The sequence below is a fragment of the Pseudomonas fluorescens genome, assembly GCF_002837185.1.
Classification (GTDB): Bacteria; Pseudomonadota; Gammaproteobacteria; order Pseudomonadales; family Pseudomonadaceae; genus Aquipseudomonas; species Aquipseudomonas fluorescens_AM.
In genome coordinates this window covers 194375-212056 of sequence record NZ_KZ477985.1, presented here as the reverse complement: position 1 = coordinate 212056, position 17682 = coordinate 194375, and the positions used below count along the sequence as shown (strand labels likewise).

General features: G+C 60.6%; 18 protein-coding genes. 9 read left to right on the top strand and 9 right to left on the bottom strand.

Going from position 1 to position 17682, the window contains the following annotated elements:
- Nucleotides 1–8 precede the first annotated feature (8 nt).
- From lptC to CIB54_RS01025, 8 genes are all read left to right on the top strand, one after another.
- Entirely contained in the window at nucleotides 9–581 is a 573-nt protein-coding gene (lptC, locus tag CIB54_RS01060; RefSeq protein WP_065885790.1) for an LPS export ABC transporter periplasmic protein LptC, read from the top strand.
- The gene (lptA, locus tag CIB54_RS01055) at nucleotides 568–1101 is read left to right on the top strand and encodes a lipopolysaccharide transport periplasmic protein LptA (RefSeq protein WP_057701587.1); all 534 of its coding nucleotides are present in this window, start codon (nucleotides 568–570) and stop codon (nucleotides 1099–1101) included. The genes lptC and lptA overlap by 14 nt, the downstream gene beginning before the upstream one ends.
- A complete protein-coding gene (gene lptB, locus CIB54_RS01050; protein WP_003171806.1) occupies nucleotides 1101–1826 on the top strand; it encodes an LPS export ABC transporter ATP-binding protein in 726 nt (241 codons plus the stop codon). Before lptA ends, lptB begins: the two co-directional genes overlap by 1 nt.
- A gap of 184 nt (nucleotides 1827–2010) precedes the next feature.
- Nucleotides 2011–3504: an RNA polymerase factor sigma-54 gene (locus CIB54_RS01045; RefSeq protein ID WP_057724573.1), complete on the top strand. Its 1494-nt coding sequence runs from the start codon at nucleotides 2011–2013 to the stop codon at nucleotides 3502–3504.
- Nucleotides 3505–3579: 75 nt separating this feature from the next.
- Nucleotides 3580–3885 carry a ribosome hibernation-promoting factor, HPF/YfiA family gene (gene hpf / locus CIB54_RS01040; RefSeq protein ID WP_057724572.1) on the top strand — a complete coding sequence of 102 codons (306 nt, stop codon included), beginning with the start codon at nucleotides 3580–3582 and terminating at the stop codon, nucleotides 3883–3885.
- A 9-nt stretch (nucleotides 3886–3894) separates the two neighbouring features.
- On the top strand, nucleotides 3895–4359 hold the full coding sequence (ptsN, locus tag CIB54_RS01035; protein ID WP_057724571.1) for a PTS IIA-like nitrogen regulatory protein PtsN: 465 nt from the start codon (nucleotides 3895–3897) through the stop codon (nucleotides 4357–4359).
- Nucleotides 4360–4361: 2 nt separating this feature from the next.
- A complete protein-coding gene (rapZ, locus tag CIB54_RS01030) occupies nucleotides 4362–5219 on the top strand; it encodes an RNase adapter RapZ (protein WP_065951618.1) in 858 nt (285 codons plus the stop codon).
- Nucleotides 5220–5235: 16 nt separating this feature from the next.
- A complete protein-coding gene (locus tag CIB54_RS01025; RefSeq protein WP_065951617.1) occupies nucleotides 5236–5508 on the top strand; it encodes an HPr family phosphocarrier protein in 273 nt (90 codons plus the stop codon).
- Between the two features lie 37 nt (nucleotides 5509–5545).
- Here CIB54_RS01025 and CIB54_RS01020 read toward each other — a convergent pair whose 3' ends face one another.
- The 6 genes from CIB54_RS01020 to pmbA all read right to left on the bottom strand — a co-directional run bounded on the left by CIB54_RS01020 (nucleotide 5546) and on the right by pmbA (nucleotide 10797).
- Nucleotides 5546–6439, bottom strand: a complete 894-nt coding sequence (locus CIB54_RS01020; protein WP_101218238.1) for a ZIP family metal transporter — start codon at nucleotides 6437–6439, stop codon at nucleotides 5546–5548.
- 32 nt (nucleotides 6440–6471) lie between these two features.
- The gene (locus tag CIB54_RS01015; RefSeq protein ID WP_101218237.1) at nucleotides 6472–7083 is read right to left on the bottom strand and encodes a superoxide dismutase; all 612 of its coding nucleotides are present in this window, start codon (nucleotides 7081–7083) and stop codon (nucleotides 6472–6474) included.
- A gap of 1 nt (nucleotide 7084) precedes the next feature.
- A complete protein-coding gene (locus tag CIB54_RS01010; RefSeq protein WP_065951614.1) occupies nucleotides 7085–7513 on the bottom strand; it encodes a hypothetical protein in 429 nt (142 codons plus the stop codon).
- A 27-nt stretch (nucleotides 7514–7540) separates the two neighbouring features.
- The gene (locus tag CIB54_RS01005) at nucleotides 7541–8917 is read right to left on the bottom strand and encodes a class II fumarate hydratase (RefSeq protein WP_101218236.1); all 1377 of its coding nucleotides are present in this window, start codon (nucleotides 8915–8917) and stop codon (nucleotides 7541–7543) included.
- On the bottom strand, nucleotides 8910–9305 hold the full coding sequence (locus tag CIB54_RS01000) for a FagA protein (protein WP_065951612.1): 396 nt from the start codon (nucleotides 9303–9305) through the stop codon (nucleotides 8910–8912). Before CIB54_RS01000 ends, CIB54_RS01005 begins: the two co-directional genes overlap by 8 nt.
- Before the next feature lie 145 nt (nucleotides 9306–9450).
- Nucleotides 9451–10797 carry a metalloprotease PmbA gene (gene pmbA / locus CIB54_RS00995; RefSeq protein WP_065951611.1) on the bottom strand — a complete coding sequence of 449 codons (1347 nt, stop codon included), beginning with the start codon at nucleotides 10795–10797 and terminating at the stop codon, nucleotides 9451–9453.
- A 108-nt stretch (nucleotides 10798–10905) separates the two neighbouring features.
- Between pmbA and yjgA the strand changes: the two genes are divergently transcribed.
- Nucleotides 10906–11427: a ribosome biogenesis factor YjgA gene (yjgA, locus tag CIB54_RS00990; protein WP_065885777.1), complete on the top strand. Its 522-nt coding sequence runs from the start codon at nucleotides 10906–10908 to the stop codon at nucleotides 11425–11427.
- 45 nt (nucleotides 11428–11472) lie between these two features.
- On the opposite strand, the gene tldD is transcribed toward yjgA, so the two are convergent.
- Genes tldD through CIB54_RS00975 form a run of 3 tightly spaced genes read right to left on the bottom strand, consistent with a single transcriptional unit; the run spans nucleotide 11473 to nucleotide 17644 of the window.
- Nucleotides 11473–12915 carry a metalloprotease TldD gene (tldD, locus tag CIB54_RS00985; RefSeq protein ID WP_065892647.1) on the bottom strand — a complete coding sequence of 481 codons (1443 nt, stop codon included), beginning with the start codon at nucleotides 12913–12915 and terminating at the stop codon, nucleotides 11473–11475.
- A gap of 16 nt (nucleotides 12916–12931) precedes the next feature.
- Complete coding sequence (locus tag CIB54_RS00980) at nucleotides 12932–13780, bottom strand: carbon-nitrogen hydrolase family protein (RefSeq protein ID WP_065951610.1); 849 nt, start codon at nucleotides 13778–13780, stop codon at nucleotides 12932–12934.
- Between the two features lie 48 nt (nucleotides 13781–13828).
- On the bottom strand, nucleotides 13829–17644 hold the full coding sequence (locus CIB54_RS00975; protein WP_101218235.1) for a YhdP family protein: 3816 nt from the start codon (nucleotides 17642–17644) through the stop codon (nucleotides 13829–13831).
- Between the last annotated feature and the right edge of the window lie 38 nt (nucleotides 17645–17682).

Genomic DNA, 17682 nt, shown 5'->3' with positions numbered 1-17682 from the left:
AGCCTTATATGCTGAGCAAAAAGATTCGCAACTTCCTGTTATTCGGGGTCATCGCCGCGCTGTTCCTCGCGGTGGGCTACTGGAATATCAGTCCGGAGCGCTTTCTCGACAAACCTGTCGTGCAGGTTGATGAAAGCATCATCGATAACTTCGCTACCAACACCCACACCGTGCAGTTCCTGCCCGATGGCAAGGTGCAGTACGTGCTGGCCTCCGACAAGGTCGAGCGCTTGAAGGCCTCGGAAGTCAGCCTGCTGACCAATCCGGACCTGAACCTCTACCGTGGCACCGAACTGCCGTGGCATGTCACCAGCCTGCGGGGCGAGGTCAATCCGGACGGCACCCAGATCGAACTGATCGACTCGGTGCGCGTCGCACGTACAGACGCGCAGAAGCGTGACACCATCATTACCAGCAGTCGCATGACGGTATTCCCACAACAGCAATATGCGCAGACCGAGCAAGACGTTAGAATCGACGGCGCTGGCGGTGTATCGACTGGCAAGGGAATGAAAGCGTATTTGAAAGAAAGCAGGATACACCTGCTATCGAACGTAAGAGGACAGTATGAGGCTCGTTAAAACCCTCCCTATTTTGCTCGGTCTGGGCGCAGCACTGGGAAGCGTGAGCGCCTGGGCTCTGCCGAACGATAGCCAGCAACCGATCCACATCTCGGCTGACGATGCGCAGCTGGATGACAAACAAGGCGTCGCGACCTACACCGGTGGCGTCATCATCACCCAGGGCTCGATGAAGATCACCGGCAACACGGTGACCCTGACCCGCACCCAGGCCGGCGATATCGATGTCGTGACCTCGGTGGGCAACCTGGCTTACTTCGAACAGAAGCAAAAGGCAGAAGACCCAGGCCCGATGAAAGGCTATGGCAAGACCATTCAATACCATGCCCAGCAAAATCGCATCGTATTGATTGACCAGGCCAAGGTACTCAGCGCCGACGGTAACTCTACCGAAGGCGAGAAAATCGTCTACAACACCAAGACCCAGGTCGCCCAGGCCGGTCGCGCCAACGGCAACAAGGTCACCGCGCCGCGCCCACGTATCGACATGGTCATCCAGCCGAAGAAGAAGGCCGAGTAATGGCAACCCTGAAAGCCCAGCATCTGGCCAAGGCCTATAAAAGCCGCCAGGTGGTACGCGATGTGAGCCTGTCGATCGACAGCGGCCAGATCGTCGGCTTGCTCGGCCCCAACGGCGCCGGCAAGACCACCTGCTTCTATATGATCGTCGGGCTGGTCCAGGCGGACCAGGGACGCGTATTGATCGACGACCTGGACGTCAGCCACCAGCCCATGCACGGCCGTGCGCGCGCAGGTATCGGCTATCTTCCGCAGGAGGCGTCGATCTTCCGCAAACTGTCGGTAGCCGACAACATCATGGCGATCCTCGAGACCCGCAAGGAACTCGACCGCGACGGCCGCCGCAAGGAGCTGGAAAGCCTGCTGCAGGAATTCCACATCAACCACATTCGCGACAACCTTGGCATGAGCCTGTCCGGTGGTGAGCGTCGTCGTGTGGAGATCGCCCGCGCCCTGGCCACCGCGCCGAAATTCATCCTGTTGGACGAACCGTTTGCCGGTGTCGATCCGATCTCGGTGGGCGATATCAAGCAGATCATCCATCACCTGAAGGCCAAGGGCATTGGTGTGTTGATCACCGACCACAACGTGCGTGAAACCCTGGATATCTGCGAAACCGCTTACATCGTCAACGATGGGCAACTGATCGCCGAAGGTGATTCCGCGACGATCCTGGCCAACGAACTGGTGAAAGAAGTTTATCTGGGTCACGAGTTCCGCCTGTAGACACGGTGATATCGGGCCATTGGTGAGAGTGCGAGCGAGTCAATGAAAACCTCGGTTTTTTTATTGTTACCGCGCTCTAGGCAAAGGCCCTGATTTCAGGCATATAATTTGCTTATGTTTGGCGCTCGCGCGCCCTGTCGTGGATGGCGCATTGCGCCGGCGAATAAGGTGTTAAGCCCCTGCCATGAAACCATCGCTAGTCCTGAGAATGGGCCAGCAGCTGACGATGACACCGCAGCTGCAACAGGCCATCCGCCTGCTCCAATTGTCGACCCTGGACCTGCAACAGGAAATCCAGGAGGCCCTGGAGTCCAATCCGATGCTCGAACGCCAGGAAGAAGGCGACGACTTCGATAACACAGACCCTTTGGCCGACAACATCGAGCAAAAGCCCAATCCCGACGTACAGGAACCGTCCTATCAGGAAACCGCCCCGACGGTGGACAACCTCGAGGACGGCGAGTGGAACGAACGCATTCCCAACGAGCTTCCCGTGGATACCGCCTGGGAAGACGTCTACCAGACCAGCGCCAGCAGCCTGCCCAGCAATGATGATGACGAATGGGACTTCACCACCCGTACGTCCGTCGGCGAGAGCCTGCAGAGTCACCTGCTGTGGCAACTGAACCTGGCGCCGATGTCCGACACCGATCGACTGATCGCCGTCACCCTGATCGATTGCATCAATAACCAGGGTTACCTGGACGAGACGCTGGAAGAAATTCTTGAGGCGTTCGACCCGGAGCTGGATATCGAGCTGGACGAGATCGAAGCCGTCCTGCACCGCATCCAGCAATTCGAGCCCGCCGGGATTGGCGCCCGTACGCTCAGCGAGTGCCTGCTGCTGCAACTGCGCCAACTGCCGGCCAAGACACCCTGGCTCGCTGAAGCCAAGCGCCTGGTCAGCGATTACATCGACCTGCTGGGCAGCCGCGATTACAGCCAGCTGATGCGTCGCATGAAGCTCAAGGAAGACGAACTGCGCCAGGTCATCGAACTGGTCCAGAGCCTCAACCCTCGCCCGGGCTCGCAGATCGAGTCCAGCGAAGCCGAGTATGTCGTGCCTGATGTGATCGTGCGCAAGGACAACGAGCGCTGGCTGGTGGAATTGAACCAGGAGTCGGTGCCACGCCTGCGGGTCAACCCGCAATACGCCGGTTTCGTGCGCCGCGCCGATACCAGCGCCGACAACACGTTCATGCGCAACCAGTTGCAGGAAGCGCGCTGGTTCATCAAGAGCCTGCAAAGCCGCAACGAAACCCTGATGAAAGTCGCCACCCAGATCGTCGAGCACCAGCGCGGCTTTCTGGAATATGGTGACGAAGCCATGAAACCGCTGGTACTGCATGACATCGCCGAGGCGGTCGGCATGCACGAATCGACGATTTCGCGGGTGACCACGCAAAAATTCATGCATACCCCACGGGGTATTTATGAGCTGAAATACTTTTTCTCCAGCCACGTAAGCACCTCCGAAGGCGGCGAATGCTCGTCCACGGCGATCCGCGCGATCATCAAAAAACTGGTTGCCGCGGAAAATCAGAAAAAGCCGTTGAGTGACAGCAAGATCGCTGGTTTACTGGAGGCACAAGGCATTCAGGTCGCCCGTCGAACCGTCGCCAAGTATCGCGAGTCCCTTGGGATCGCGCCTTCCAGCGAGCGTAAGCGTTTGATGTGACGGGCGGGGCACAGCGTTCCAGTGGCGGGTATTCCTACCCGCCGCTTTATGCACTGGCAACGAAGGAGAAGCTGTATGCAAGTCAACATCAGTGGACACCATGTAGAAGTCACCCCTCCAATGCGCGAATACGTCGAACAGAAGCTGAAGAAGCTTGAAGGACATTTCGACAAGATCACCAACGTGCAGGTCATCATGAAGGTCGATAAGCTTCAGCAGAAAATCGAAGCGACCCTGCAGATACCCGGTGGCGAAGTGGTTGCTAATGCCGAGCATGAAGACATGTATGCATCGATCGACTTGCTCACCGACAAGCTTGACCGCCAACTCAAAAAGCATAAGGAAAAGAATCTGCACCTGATGCAAGGTACAGGTCGTTAACCCTCCCCCATGATCCAACTTCAAACTATCCTGACCCCCGGCCGTTCCCTCGTGAACGTGCCGGGCGGCAGCAAGAAGAAAGCCCTCGAACAAATTGCCAACCTGATCAGCAGCCAAGTGCCTGAACTGGAAATGCAAGATGTCTTCGAGGCGTTGATCGCCCGTGAAAAACTCGGCTCGACCGGTTTTGGCAACGGCATCGCCATCCCCCACTGCCGCCTCAAAGGCTGCGAAACACCGGTCAGTGCTTTGCTGCACCTGGATCACCCTATCGATTTCGATGCCATCGACGGCGCCCCGGTCGACCTGCTGTTCGTTCTGCTGGTCCCACAAGCAGCCACCGATGCACACCTGGAACTGCTCCGGCAGATTGCTAGCATGCTCGACCGCAAGGAAGTGCGCGATAAATTGCGCAGCGCCAGCAGTAACGAAGCGCTGTATCAGGTCGTTCTGGATGAGCAAAACGGGCAGTAATCATGCGTTTGATCATCGTCAGCGGCCGTTCCGGCTCGGGTAAGAGCACTGCTCTTAACGTTCTTGAAGACAGCGGCTTCTATTGCATCGACAACCTGCCCGCGGGCTTGCTGCCGGAATTGGCGGAACGCGCCCTGATCCACACCGAACTGGCGCAACCGTTGGTCGCCGTGTCGATCGACGCCCGCAATCTGCCCAGCCACCTCTCACGGTTCCCCGAACTGCTCGAGGAGGTGCGCGCCAAACATATTCATTGCGACGTGCTGTACCTGGACGCCGACGAAGAAACCCTGCTCAAGCGGTTCTCCGAAACCCGTCGCCGCCACCCGCTCAGCAGCGCCAACCGTTCCCTGGCCGAAGCCATCGAGGACGAGACCAAACTGCTGGGGCCGATCATCGATCTGGCCGACCTCAAGATCAACACCACCAACCTGAACCTGTACCAACTGCGCGATGCGATCAAGCTGCGATTGCTGAACCAGCCGGAGCCTGGCACGGCGTTTCTGGTCGAGTCGTTTGGCTTCAAGCGCGGCATGCCGGTGGATGCCGACCTGGTGTTCGACGTGCGCTGCCTGCCCAACCCGTATTGGAAACCGGAGTTGCGCGATCAGTCCGGGCTTGACCAGCCCGTGATCGACTACCTGGCGGCACAACCGGATGTGGAAGAGATGTTCCAGGATATCTCCACCTACCTGCTCAAATGGCTGCCGCGCTTTGCTGCAAGCAACCGCGCCTATGTCACCATTGCCATCGGCTGCACCGGCGGCCACCACCGCTCTGTCTACCTGACGGAGCGACTGGGCCAGGTGCTGCAACAAACCCTCAAGAACGTCCAGGTTCGCCACCGCGACCTTAGCTGAAAGGAACACCATAGCGATGCCGGCTCGGGAAATTGAAATCATCAACAAGCTGGGCTTGCATGCCCGCGCATCAGCCAAGTTTGTCGGTGTCGCCGGGCAGTTCCCCTGCCAGATCCGCGCCGGGCGTACCCCTGACTCGATGGTCGACGGCAAGAGCATCATGGCGATGATGATGCTCGCCGCAGGCAAGGGCACTAAAATCCATCTGAAAACCGAGGGTGAACAAGAGCAGGAAGCGATGGACGCGTTAGTCGCGTTGATCAACAACTACTTCGACGAGGGTGAATAACGCCTTCCTCTTGCAGGAGCGAACGGGCTCGCTCCTGCTATCCCAGTGCCGTATCCATCACCATCATCAAGCAAAACCCGATGCACAATCCCAGGCTGGCGAGTTTGTCGTGACCGTTGCGGCGTGACTCAGGGATCACCTCATGGGTCACCACCAGCAGCATCGCACCCGCAGCGAGTGCCAACCCCAAGGGCAACAGCACTTCGGCAAGGCTCACCAACCACGCGCATAACACTGCAAAGACCGGCTCGACCAAACCCGAGGCAGCGCCAATCAGAAACGCCTTGATCCTCGACATCCCCGCCCCAGCCAATACCAGCGCAATCACCAGGCCTTCCGGTACGTCCTGCAGGGCAATGCCCATGGCGAGACTGTCGGCATCCGCCATGCCGCCGCCGGCAGAAACACCCACGGCCATGCCTTCCGGGATGTTGTGGGCAATGATCGCGAACACAAAAAGCCAGATACGCGGCGGGATAACCGGCTTATCCGGCGTGCCCACCAGCATTTCCGGGCTGGCGCCTGAAACCTGGCGGTCCACGAGATACAACCCGAATGCACCGAGCATGATGCCGAAGCTGATCAAACCACCCGCGCCCCAGGGTGTGAGCCCCAGCTTTTCTGCGGCAGCGATACCCGGCACCACCAGCGAAAAGGCGGTCGCCGCCAACATGACCCCCGCGCCAAAACCCAGCAGGGTATCGCTCAACGCCGCCGGCATACGGCGAATCACCAGCACGGGCACCGCGCCCAGCGCAGTACCGAGGGCACAGATCGCCCCGCCCTGCAGCGCTCGCAAGATGCGCGGTTCCAGGTCGAGCCAGGCCAGGCCATGAGCCACCAGTAATGCCGTACCGGCTAACAGAAGCAGGGAGCCAAGCGCATAGCGAAATAATCGCACGCTGCTAATCGCCAGTGTTTCAGTGCCCATGGTCGGCCTTAGGTCGTGTGTTGGAGTGAGTGTCAGGCCAATGCAGCCTGGTAGCGTGTGGCAACCTCGGGCCAGTTGATGACGCTATAGAATGCATTGATGTACTCCGGTCGTCGGTTTTGATACAGCAGGTAGTAGGCATGCTCCCAGACGTCCAGGCCGAGAATCGGCGTATTGCCGCTCATCAACGGGCTGTCCTGGTTACCGCTGCTTTCCACCACCAAGGTCTTTTGCGGGGTCACACTCAACCAGGCCCAGCCGCTGCCGAAGCGGGTCAACGCCGCCTTGGTAAACGCTTGCTTGAAGCTGTCGAAGCCCCCCAACTGCTCGTCGATGGCCCGACCCAGAACACCTTCGGGTTTTCCACCACCTGTAGGCGACATGACCGCCCAGAACAGCGAGTGGTTGGCATGGCCGCCTCCTTGGTTGACCACGGCAGCGCGTAATTTCTCCGGCAAGTTTTCAACGCTGGAAACCAGCTTCTCCACCGGCCAGCCCGCGAACTCAGTGCCCTCGACCGCAGCATTGAGATTATTGATATAAGTCTGGTGGTGCTTGGTGTAGTGAATCTCCATGGTTTGCGCATCGATATGGGGCTCGAGCGCGTCAAAGGCGTAAGGCAACGGCGGCAGGGTGTAGGTCATATCAATGTGCTCCATATTGAGAAGGGGTCGGTTGCGTCGCAGCACTGCCCAGCAAGCGATGGGTGCGCGGGTATTCGCCGTGATCGCTGATGAAATTCAACAGTTCGACATAGGTTTTGCTGCTCTGGCGCAACGCTGCCTCACGCAACGGCGGACTGAGCCGTGGGTCCTGCATGGTCTGCAGCAGCCGCTGGTGAATGGCGCAGAGGTATTCCGCGCTTTCCTCAGGCTGGTTGAGACGCAGGTGCAGGTCGGCCAGGTTGTGATGGGAGATGACGCAAGCCGCCACGGCTTCGTCGGCATCCGCCCAGCGCTCAAACAACACTTGGGCCAGGGCCAGGGCTTGCAGGTAGGCCTCGCGGGCGTCAACCAGCTCGCCCGCCATAAAGCAGCGATTGGCCCGTTCGATCGTGCGTTTCCAGTGCTCCATGGTGAACCTCCAAAGCGGGGTCGATGATCACACGCCGCCAGCCGTGAGCTTTTCCGGGTCCAGCAGGACTTCCAGTTGGCTGCGAGGCAAGTCGGTGTGTTCGAGGGCGACATCGATGACCGGACGGCCCTGCTGATAAGCCTGTTTGGCGATTTCGGCGGCCTTTTGGTAACCAATGATCGGATTGAGGGCGGTGACCAGAATCGGGTTGCGCGACAATGCTTCCTTGAGCTTCGCTTCGTTGACCTTGAAGCTGGCGATGGCCTTGTCCGCCAGCAAACGGCTGGCGTTGGCCAGCAGCTCCAGGCTGCTGAGCAGATTCTGGGCGATGATCGGCAGCATGACGTTCAGTTCGAAGTTGCCCGATTGGCCGGCCACGGTAATCACCGTATCGTTGCCGATGACTTGCGCGGCCACCATGGCCGTGGCCTCGGGAATTACCGGGTTGACCTTGCCCGGCATGATCGAAGAACCCGGTTGCAGCCCTTCCAGCTCGATTTCGCCCAGGCCGGCCAACGGACCGGAGTTCATCCAGCGCAGGTCATTGGCGATTTTCATCAGCGACACCGCAGTGGCTTTCAGCTGGCCGGAGACGGCGACGGCGGTATCCTGGGAGCCAATCAACGCAAACAGGTTCTTGCCCGGCGTGAACTTCACCTTGGTCAGGTGGCTCAGGTGCCCGCTGAAGCGTGCGGCAAACTCAGGATGGGCGTTGATGCCGGTGCCCACCGCCGTGCCACCCTGGGCCAGCGCCTGCAGTGCCGGCAACAGGTCCTGCAAGTGGCCGATATTGGCCTTGAGTTGCTGCGCCCAGCCATTGAGCACCTGGCTCATGCGCACCGGCATGGCATCCATCAAGTGGGTACGCCCGGTCTTGATGAACGGGTGGACCGCTTCGGCTTTTTGCTCGATCACCTGCACCAGGTGCAACAAGGCCGGCAGTGTCTGCTCGTGCAGCACCAGCGCGGCGCTGACATGAATAGTGGTAGGAATGATGTCGTTGCTGCTTTGCCCGCAGTTGACGTGGTCGTTGGGGTTTACCACCTCGCCCAGCAGCCGACTGGCCAGGGTTGCAATCACCTCGTTGGCGTTCATGTTGGAACTGGTACCGGAGCCGGTCTGGAAAATATCCACCGGGAAGTGCTGCATGTAGTCGCCTTCCAACAAGCCCTGGGCGGCATCGACAATGGCCTTGCCCTGCCCTTCACTGATTTGCTTGAGGTCGACGTTGGCCCTGGCTGCGGCGGCTTTGGCCAGAATCAGCGCGCGAACGAATGGCGCCGGCATGCGCTGATGGCTGATCGGAAAGTTGTTCACCGCGCGCTGGGTTTGTGCACCGTACAAGGCCTCGGCGGGGACTTGCAGTTCGCCCATGCTGTCGCGTTCGATACGGGTGTTACTCATCATTTGATCCTTGCACCAGGTCGGAGAAAGAGAGGGATGGCAGCAATTGGCAGGTCGCCAATTGCCAGGCAAAGGCCTGCCAGCGTTTGAGCCGGCAGGCGCAGTGGGAGAGTTTTTCCAGATCGCGCAGCGGGCGCCAGGCCTGGTCCAGACACAGGGCACGCCAATGCCACGGCAGCGCGATATCGTTGGCGGTGTCGATGAGCAGGCGAAATGAGGTTTCGGCGATTGTCCACGGGTGAGTCGCGGTGCAACACGCCAGGTAACGCCCCTCATTGAGGTAATGTTCGATCAGGCGAGGTTCATTGGGGTCGAGCCCGCAGCGGATCTGACGACTCATCCACCGCCAACTTTCCAGGTACGGGTCCTCATGCAAGACAGAACTCATGATCCACACTCATCCAGTAATGATATTCATTATTAAATGATATTGAGAATCAAAACAAGAACAGCAGATCGATCCTGTCTCACACCGCCACAAAAAAAGGCGCGCCATCATCACTATGGCGCGCCTTTTGGTGGAACGTCGCAGGTCAGCTGCCGGCGACAGTCATCCGTTCAATCAACACGGAGCCGGTGCGGATATTACTGCGCAGTTCAAGATCGTTACCCACGGCAACGATCTGCTTGAACATATCGCGCATGTTGCCGGCGATGGTCACTTCCTGGACGGCGAACTGAATCTCGCCGTTTTCCACCCAGAATCCCGCCGCGCCGCGGGAATAGTCCCCCGTCACCATGTTCAGGCCGTGGCCCATCAATTCGGTGACCAGCAGGCCGCGCCCCATGCGTCGCAACAGCGCCGCCTGGTCTTCATCGCCGTGGGTCACGAACAGGTTATGAACGCCGCCGGAGTTGGCGGTGCTGGGCAGGCCAAGCTTGCGCCCCGCGTAGGTGCCCAATACATAAGACACCAACTCGCCTTTCTCGACGAACGGCTTGGCGTAAGTGGCCAGGCCATCGCCGTCGAACGAGGCGCTGCCCATGGCGCGCATGAGGTGCGGACGCTCATCGATGGTCAGCCATTCAGGGAACAGCTGCTGACCGATCGCGCCTTCCAGGAAGGACGATTTGCGATAGAGGTTGCCACCGGAAATAGCCCCGAGGAAACTGCTGAACAAACCACCGGCCAGTTCAGCGGAAAACAGCACCGGCACTTCGCAAGTAGGTACCGGGCGCGCGCCCAGACGACTGGCTGCACGCTGCGCGGCGCGCTGGCCGATGCTTACCGGGTCTGCCAGCAACTCACCCTGACGATTCACGTCGTACCAGTAATCACGCTGCATCTGGCCGTTGGCTTCAGCGATCATCACGCAGCTCAGGCTGTGACGGGTGGACGCATAGCCCCCGATAAAACCATGGCTGTTGCCGTAGACACGGCAACCCTGATGGGTACTCAGCGTAGTGCCATCGGCGTTCTTGATGCGAGCGTCGGCGTCGAACGCTGCCGCTTCGCAGGTCAGCGCCTGTTCGATGGCTTGCTCAGGCGTGATGTCCCAGGCGTGAAACAGATCGAAATCCTGCAGATCCTTGGCCATCAGCGCCTTATCGGCCAAGCCTGAGCTTTCATCCTCAGAAGTGTGTTTGGCGATGGCCAAAGCAGCGGCGACGGTCTCGCGAATCGCCTCCGGGCCACTGGCCGACGTACTGGCCGAACCTTTGCGCTGGCCCACGTACAAGGTAATGCCGAACCCCTGGTCGCGGTTGAATTCGACGGTCTCCACTTCCCGCTGACGCACCGACGTCGACAGCCCCTGTTCCAGCGACACCGCTACTTCACAGGCGCTGGCCCCCTGGCGCTTGGCCTCGGCAAGGATCTGCTCGACTTGTTCCTGCAGTGCCGGTAACGCTTGCGGACCGACGCTTTGGGCTGCACTCATGGTTTTCTCCACTCAAATTCTGCTCTCGGTTAAGGCCATCGAGCGACCGGGCCGGACAAGCGGCCCCCGACTGGTTATCATGGCGGCGTTTCTTTGCGGACTGCCACCATGGTTGATTCTTACGACGACTCCCTCGATGGGGAGAAAAGCAAAACCCAGGTCAAACGCGAGCTGCATGCTCTGGTTGACCTTGGCGAGCGCCTTACAACGCTCAAAAAAGACTTGATTGCCAAACTGCCACTGACCGACGAAATGCGCCGGGCCTTGGCCGATGCGCCTAAGCACACCGCGAATATCGCGCGCAAACGGCACATCATGTTCATCGGCAAGCTGATGCGCGATCAGGACACTGACGCCATTCTGGCCTTGCTCGATCAAACCGATGCCTCCACTCGCCAGTACAACGAACGCTTCCATAACCTGGAGCGCTGGCGTGATCGCCTGATCTCGGGCGATGACGCCGTGCTGGAAAAATTCGTATTGGACTATCCGGAAGCGGACCGCCAGCAATTGCGCTCCCTGATCCGTCAGGCCCAACACGAACAGGCGCATAACAAGGCGCCGGCCACCAGCCGTAAAATCTTCAAATACATCCGTGAGCTGGACGAGACTCAACGCGGTCTGCGCTGATCCTCTTCCCCGGGTGGCGACCTTCGCCACCCGAAGCTCTCGCGTTTACGACCCCGTGCCACCCACGGTGATCGCATCGATTTTCAAGGTTGGCTGGCCTACGCCCACCGGCACCGACTGCCCATCCTTCCCGCACGTGCCCACGCCGCTGTCCAGCGACAGGTCGTTACCGACCATCGACACCTTGCTCATGGCCTCCGGCCCATTACCGATCAATGTCGCGCCCTTGACCGGAGCGGTAATCTTGCCGTCTTCGATCAAGTACGCCTCGCTGGTGGAGAACACGAACTTGCCGCTGGTGATATCCACCTGCCCGCCACCGAGGTTGGCGCAGTAGATGCCGCGCTTGACCGAAGCAATGATTTCCGCCGGATCGCTTTCACCACCGAGCATGTAGGTGTTGGTCATGCGTGGCATCGGCAGGTGGGCATAGGATTCGCGGCGACCGTTGCCGGTGCGCGCCACGCCCATCAGACGGGCGTTGAGCTTGTCCTGCATATAGCCCTTGAGCACGCCGTTTTCGATCAGGGTGGTGCACTCCGTTGGCGTCCCTTCGTCATCCACACTCAACGAACCACGCCGACCGGCCAAGGTGCCGTCATCGACAATGGTGCACAGCTTGGATGCGACCATCTCGCCCATGCGCCCGCTGTAGGCGGAACTGCCCTTGCGGTTGAAGTCGCCTTCCAGCCCATGGCCCACCGCTTCATGCAACAACACACCGGACCAACCCGAGCCCAGCACCACCGGCAAGGTACCGGCCGGCGCCGGAATCGCTTCCAGGTTGACCAGTGCCTGGCGCAACGCTTCACGGGCATAGCCCATGGCGCGGTCTTCGGCGAGGAAATAACGATAGTCGGTACGCCCGCCGCCGCCATGGCCACCGCGTTCGCGGCGACCGTTCTGCTCGACGATCACACTCACGTTGAAACGCACCAGTGGCCGCACATCGGCCGCCAGCCCGCCGTCGGTGGAGGCGACAAGGATGCGTTCCCACACACCGGCCATGCTCACGGTGACCTGCTGGATACGCGGGTCCAGGGCACGAGTAGCCGCGTCAACACGCTTGAGCAGCTCGACCTTCTCCGCGCGGCTGATCACTTCCAACGGATTATCCGGCGCGTACAGCTGAGCCACGTCCTGGGTACTGAACGCCTGCACCGTGCCGTTCTGGCCCGCGCGGGAAATCGAGCGCGCCGCACGCGCCGCCAGGCCCAGGGCCTCCAGGGTAATGGCGTTGCTGTAGGCAAAACCGGTTTTCTCGCCCGATTGCGCGCGCACGCCTACGCCTTGGTCAAGGTTGAAACTGCCTTCCTTGACGATGCCGTCTTCCAGCGCCCAGGACTCGGAAATCTGCCCCTGGAAATACAGGTCGGCCGCGTCGATCCCGGGCCCGGCCAGATCGCCCAGCACGGTTTGCAGATTTTCGATGGTCACGCCACCGGGTGCCAGGAGATGTTCACTGACTGAGGACAACAACTCGCTCATAGGTTTGGCCTTAAATTCATCGTTCTGAAGCAGGTCGCTGTGCGCCCTGCGAGAAAAAGCGCCGATGGTTGACCACCGGCATGCGCGCCCGTATCGACGCCTGTTCACTGCTGTCGCGTTCGGCCACCAGCACCGCTTCGCCTTGATCCTGCCGGGCCAGCACGCGCCCCCAGGGGTCGATAATCGCCGCGTGCCCATGGGTTTCCCGTGGCCCCGGGTGCACACCGCCCTGGGCGGCCGCCAGCAGGTAACACTGGGTTTCGATGGCCCGAGCGCGAATCAGCACATCCCAATGCGCAGCCCCGGTCACCGCTGTAAACGCCGAGGGCGCACTGATCAACTCAGCCCCCGCCGCACGCAGCTCGCTGTACAACTCGGGGAAGCGCAGGTCGTAACACACCGTCAGCCCCAAGCGCCCCACGGGCGTATCTGCCACGACCACATTGCTTCCGAAAGCATAGTCGTCGGATTCGCGATAGCGACCTCGAGCGTCCGCTACGTCCACATCGAACAAGTGCAGCTTGTCGTAACGAGCAACGATTTCACCTCGGTCGTCGATCAGCAGCGAGCAGGCGTTGGGCTTGGCGTCCGGTTGATCCCTGGGTGGCAACGGTATTGTGCCCGCCACTATCCATAAGGTGAGGTCGCGAGCGGTCTGTTTCAACCAGGGCAGGATCGGGCCTTCACCCAGTGCCTCGGCGCGACCGATATCGGCCATGTCACGGCGGCCCATGGCGGCGAAGTTCTCCGGCAGCACCGCAAGCCTGGCGCCATCCGCCGCCGCGCGTTCCAGCAGGCGGCGTGCCTGGGCCAGGTTGGCCAGCACATCACTTTGGCTGACCATTTGAGTTACCGCAAAGGACATGGGCCGACACTCCGTAAAGGGCATGCGGCCATGCTACTCCACAGCCTCTCAGTTTGGCTTTTCAAATGGCTTGTCGAAGGTGATTTTCGGGTCTTTCCATGGGCCTTGCACGGTGTACTGCACGCTGGCGAAGCGCGATACCCGGTCGCCGATCAACTTGTCGATCAGGAACAACGCACCGCCAATGGCCGGCGCGCCGACGATCAATGCGGCGATGGGCAGGTTGTTGGTGACCGGCAGGGTCACCAGCAACTTGGCATCGACGCGATCCGCCACCAGGTCCAGGGTGCCATTGAGCTCCAGGTTGGTAGACGGCCCGGTCATGGTGATGGGCTCACGGGTCACGAACACACCATCACTGGCCGCCAGCAAGCCCTTGACCCGGTCATAGCTCAAGCCCTTGCCGAGCAAGTCGGAGAAGTCCAGGCGCAAACGGCGGCCAATGGAATTGAAGTTAAGCAGGCCGAACACCCGCAGCGCCTGGGCGCCACCCTCCACTTCCACGAACTGGCCTTTGCGGAACGCCGCGTCCAGGCTACCGGAGAACCGCTTGGGCCCGACCCAGGCCGGCGAACCCGGCCAGCGACCATCCACGTCCAGATGAAAGTCCTCGCTGGTCACCGTGGGCGCAAACCCCCAACCTTTGAGCACGTCGGCAATGTTCTTGCCGTCCAGTCGCCCTTTGTACCAACTGCTGCTGGCCCCCGGCGCGCCTTCCCAACCACCGGCCCCGTTGAGTTGCATGCCTTTGAGGCCCAGGTTCAGGTTGTTGAAGGCCAGGCCCTTGGCGGTCGGCCGGATTTTCAGCGACCACGCGCCCACCAGGTCCGGGCCCTGGAACAGTTGGTCGATGGCGATATCCAGCGCGGGAATATCCTTGGGGTCGACATCGGCCAACGGGTCCGGCGCGTTCTCGTCAGCCTGCACAGTAGGGTCCACGGCGGGCAGCTTCACGTACTGCAGGTTGACGGCAATGGGCGCGCCCTTGGCATCCGGCAGACTCACCGTGCCCTTGGCTTGCTGGCTGTCGAACTGCAGGCCCCAGGCCACAGGCTTGCGATCCAGCTGCAGTTTGACCTGGTCGAACCGGGTACCGAAACCGGTCAGCTTGCCCACCTTGAAGTCGGCGCCACTGAGCAGTTGCTTGGCACTGCCGCCCGGATCGTTACCCGCGTAACGGTTCGCGAGTTTTTTCCACGGGTCGATATCCAGCTCGGAGAGCACCCCGCGAACACGCAGCCCCTTGGCGCCGGGCAATATCGCATCGCCATTGCCGAGAAACAATTCGCCGCGGCCATCATTGAAGTTATCCGGCGGCGCCGCGAAGGTGAAATTCGCCAGCTCTGCGTAATCAAACCAGTACCGGCGCTCAGCACCCTGCAAGGTCATGCGGAACGTACTGTCACGGCCCTGGCTCGCCGGCATGCCGAACGGCGCCGGCAAATCCACCGCAACGCCCTTGAGATTGGAGTCGACCATCAACTGACTGTCCGCGCCGTCCAGGATGACTTGCAACTGGTACGGGATATCGCCGGTCACAGGCAGCGGCTGGCTGATGTTCAACCAGTCCGTGAGCCGTTTGACCGTGACCTGCCCCTTGGCGGTGACGCGGGTGCTGACAGCGCCGGGCTTGCCTTCGGCAAAAATCTGCGCGGTGATCGGACGGTCAAACGCCTGCGCCGAAATATTCTGGCCGCTCAAGCCTTTGGCGCTGTCGAAACGGAAGTCGCCCTTGAGCTGGGTCAGGTCCAGGGTGGGCTCCGCCAGTTGCAGGCGCGCCTTGTCGGTCTTGAAGTCGACCACGATTTTGGGTTCGGTGCCCTTGGCCAAGGGCACATCCAGGTCCAGGCTGCCTTGCAGGTTGCCCTCGCCCTTCCAGCCCGCGAAGGTGGAGGCGGTGCCGATAGGGGCTTCCTGAAGGATTTTCAGCCCATCGCCCAAACCACCGGAGAATCCGCCGGTGAGCAGCAGGTGGCTGTCTTGGCCGGCCGGCGCGTGAGGGATATTGACGTAGACGTCCTTGACCTGGGTATCGAGCAACTGCCCCTTGCTGGCCAGGATGCGCACGCCGCTCTCCTCGACAAACACCTCACCCTTGACCTTGCTCACATGGGGCCAGCCCGGCTGGAACGCCAGCTCGGCATCATGCACCTTGAAGAACAGGCTGATATTGCGTGAAGCCGGCAGCGCGTTGTGGCTCAGCGAGCCCTGGTACTGGAAGAATCCTTCGTCTACCGCGCCTTTGAGGATCGCCGTGCGCAACCACTCATCCAGCGCCGGGCTCAACACGGCGGGCAGATACTTGGGGGTGAAACGACCATCGCCATCGACCATGCCGACCCGCAGGTCCATGTAGTCCTCCTGGCTATGGTCGAAATGCAGGCGAATCAGGAAGTCCGCAGCGACCTTGCCTTCCTCCCCCAGCACCTTGATATACGGTGCGATGAGGGTGAAGCCCTGTTTGTCCAGCGTCCAGGTCAGGCGCGCATTGGCCTGGATGTACTGCCATGGCTTGGCGAAGATCGGCGACAGATGCAGGGAAAAGTCCTTGCTGTCCATGCGCAACTCGCCATGGCCCAGGTCGCCGCTGATGCTGCCGGACACATTGCGCGCGGCTGGCGCGCCAAAGTAAGCGTCAAAACCGACCCGCTCAAGGTTGGCGGCAAAACTGACTTTCTGATCGGTGCTGTCCTGTGGGCGGAAGTCCACGAGCACATTGCGCAACAGGCCGGTGGCTTTGAGGTGCTCGACGGCCTGGGCGAAACCTTCCGGCAGCGGTGCCAGGGCATTGAGCAATGGCGTGATGGGGGTCAGGTCGAGCCGGTCGGCTTGAAGTTTCCATACTTCCTGATCTTTCTCGGTCGCCAGGCTCTGCTGCAGTTGCAGGCGTGATTCCCAGCGGGTTTCGCCGATATTCATCGCCAGCGAATCAAACAGCACCTTGAGGCCGCCGTCGCTGCGTTGCACATAAGCGGTCAGGGCCAGGTTCTCGATGTGTACCGGCTTACGCTCGGCGTAGCTGCCCTTGACTTGCGGTGAATCGAGGCGCACCACGGCGCTTTGTACGGTGCCGTTGGCCCAGTTGAGCCAGAACTCACCGCCAGCCTTGAACTGGGTGAGCTTCCATTGTTGGGTCAGCCGGGACGGAATCCACTTGGCCCAGTCGCTTTGAGGCAGGCTCAGGTAGGCCTCGACCTGGGCGTCTTTCCATTGGCTGGCGCGCATACGGCTGCGCAGGGTAAAGGCGAGCGGTTGGCCGTCGGGTAATGTCAGGCGTGCGTCCACACGTTGCCGGGTCGTACCGGTGTGCAGGTTCAGGCCGACATAAGTCACGGTCACCGGCGCCCGGTCGAACGGTTGCAGCGTCACCTGGCTGTCCAGCACCGATACGCGCTTGACCATTTGCATGCGGGTGAGCAGTTGCTCCGGGTCCAGTGGCTGGTCGTCCTGTATCGGCAAGCCTTGCAGCGCCCAGCGACCGTCCTTGTCTTCCTTGACGCTCAACTGCAAGCCGCTGACTTGCAGATGGGCGATGCGCACTTCGCGGGCCATCAGGCTGGCCCAAAGATCGGGCACCACCTCGACCTGGTCCAGACGCAACGCACTGCTGCCCTCGCCGACCATCACGTCATGGGCCAGCAATATTGGCGCAAAACCGCTCCAGCGGCCTTCGAGGCTGCCAATATGAACAGGCATCTGTACCGCTACCTGGGCCTTGGCTTCGACTTCAGCGCGGTATTCGGCCACCAGCGGGGTCAATTCACGCCCCAGGCTCACGTATACCGCCGCCACGACCAGCAGCAACGCACACAGGCCCAGTCCCCAACGGGTCAAAGTGGCAAAAAAGCGTATCAGACGCTCCATGTCAGGCGACCCTCAAAGCAGTAGTCGGACCACAGATC

Coding starts and splice junctions, on each gene's coding strand:
- CIB54_RS01020 (WP_101218238.1), bottom strand. CDS start 6,439: ATGGGCACTGAAACACTGGCGATTAGCAGCGTGCGATTATTTCGCTAT.
- CIB54_RS00980 (WP_065951610.1), bottom strand. CDS start 13,780: ATGTCCTTTGCGGTAACTCAAATGGTCAGCCAAAGTGATGTGCTGGCC.
- ptsN (WP_057724571.1), top strand. CDS start 3,895: ATGATCCAACTTCAAACTATCCTGACCCCCGGCCGTTCCCTCGTGAAC.
- CIB54_RS01045 (WP_057724573.1), top strand. CDS start 2,011: ATGAAACCATCGCTAGTCCTGAGAATGGGCCAGCAGCTGACGATGACA.
- lptB (WP_003171806.1), top strand. CDS start 1,101: ATGGCAACCCTGAAAGCCCAGCATCTGGCCAAGGCCTATAAAAGCCGC.
- pmbA (WP_065951611.1), bottom strand. CDS start 10,797: ATGAGTGCAGCCCAAAGCGTCGGTCCGCAAGCGTTACCGGCACTGCAG.
- yjgA (WP_065885777.1), top strand. CDS start 10,906: ATGGTTGATTCTTACGACGACTCCCTCGATGGGGAGAAAAGCAAAACC.
- tldD (WP_065892647.1), bottom strand. CDS start 12,915: ATGAGCGAGTTGTTGTCCTCAGTCAGTGAACATCTCCTGGCACCCGGT.
- CIB54_RS01015 (WP_101218237.1), bottom strand. CDS start 7,083: ATGACCTACACCCTGCCGCCGTTGCCTTACGCCTTTGACGCGCTCGAG.
- CIB54_RS01025 (WP_065951617.1), top strand. CDS start 5,236: ATGCCGGCTCGGGAAATTGAAATCATCAACAAGCTGGGCTTGCATGCC.
- CIB54_RS00975 (WP_101218235.1), bottom strand. CDS start 17,644: ATGGAGCGTCTGATACGCTTTTTTGCCACTTTGACCCGTTGGGGACTG.
- CIB54_RS01005 (WP_101218236.1), bottom strand. CDS start 8,917: ATGAGTAACACCCGTATCGAACGCGACAGCATGGGCGAACTGCAAGTC.
- rapZ (WP_065951618.1), top strand. CDS start 4,362: ATGCGTTTGATCATCGTCAGCGGCCGTTCCGGCTCGGGTAAGAGCACT.
- lptC (WP_065885790.1), top strand. CDS start 9: ATGCTGAGCAAAAAGATTCGCAACTTCCTGTTATTCGGGGTCATCGCC.
- hpf (WP_057724572.1), top strand. CDS start 3,580: ATGCAAGTCAACATCAGTGGACACCATGTAGAAGTCACCCCTCCAATG.
- CIB54_RS01000 (WP_065951612.1), bottom strand. CDS start 9,305: ATGAGTTCTGTCTTGCATGAGGACCCGTACCTGGAAAGTTGGCGGTGG.
- lptA (WP_057701587.1), top strand. CDS start 568: ATGAGGCTCGTTAAAACCCTCCCTATTTTGCTCGGTCTGGGCGCAGCA.
- CIB54_RS01010 (WP_065951614.1), bottom strand. CDS start 7,513: ATGGAGCACTGGAAACGCACGATCGAACGGGCCAATCGCTGCTTTATG.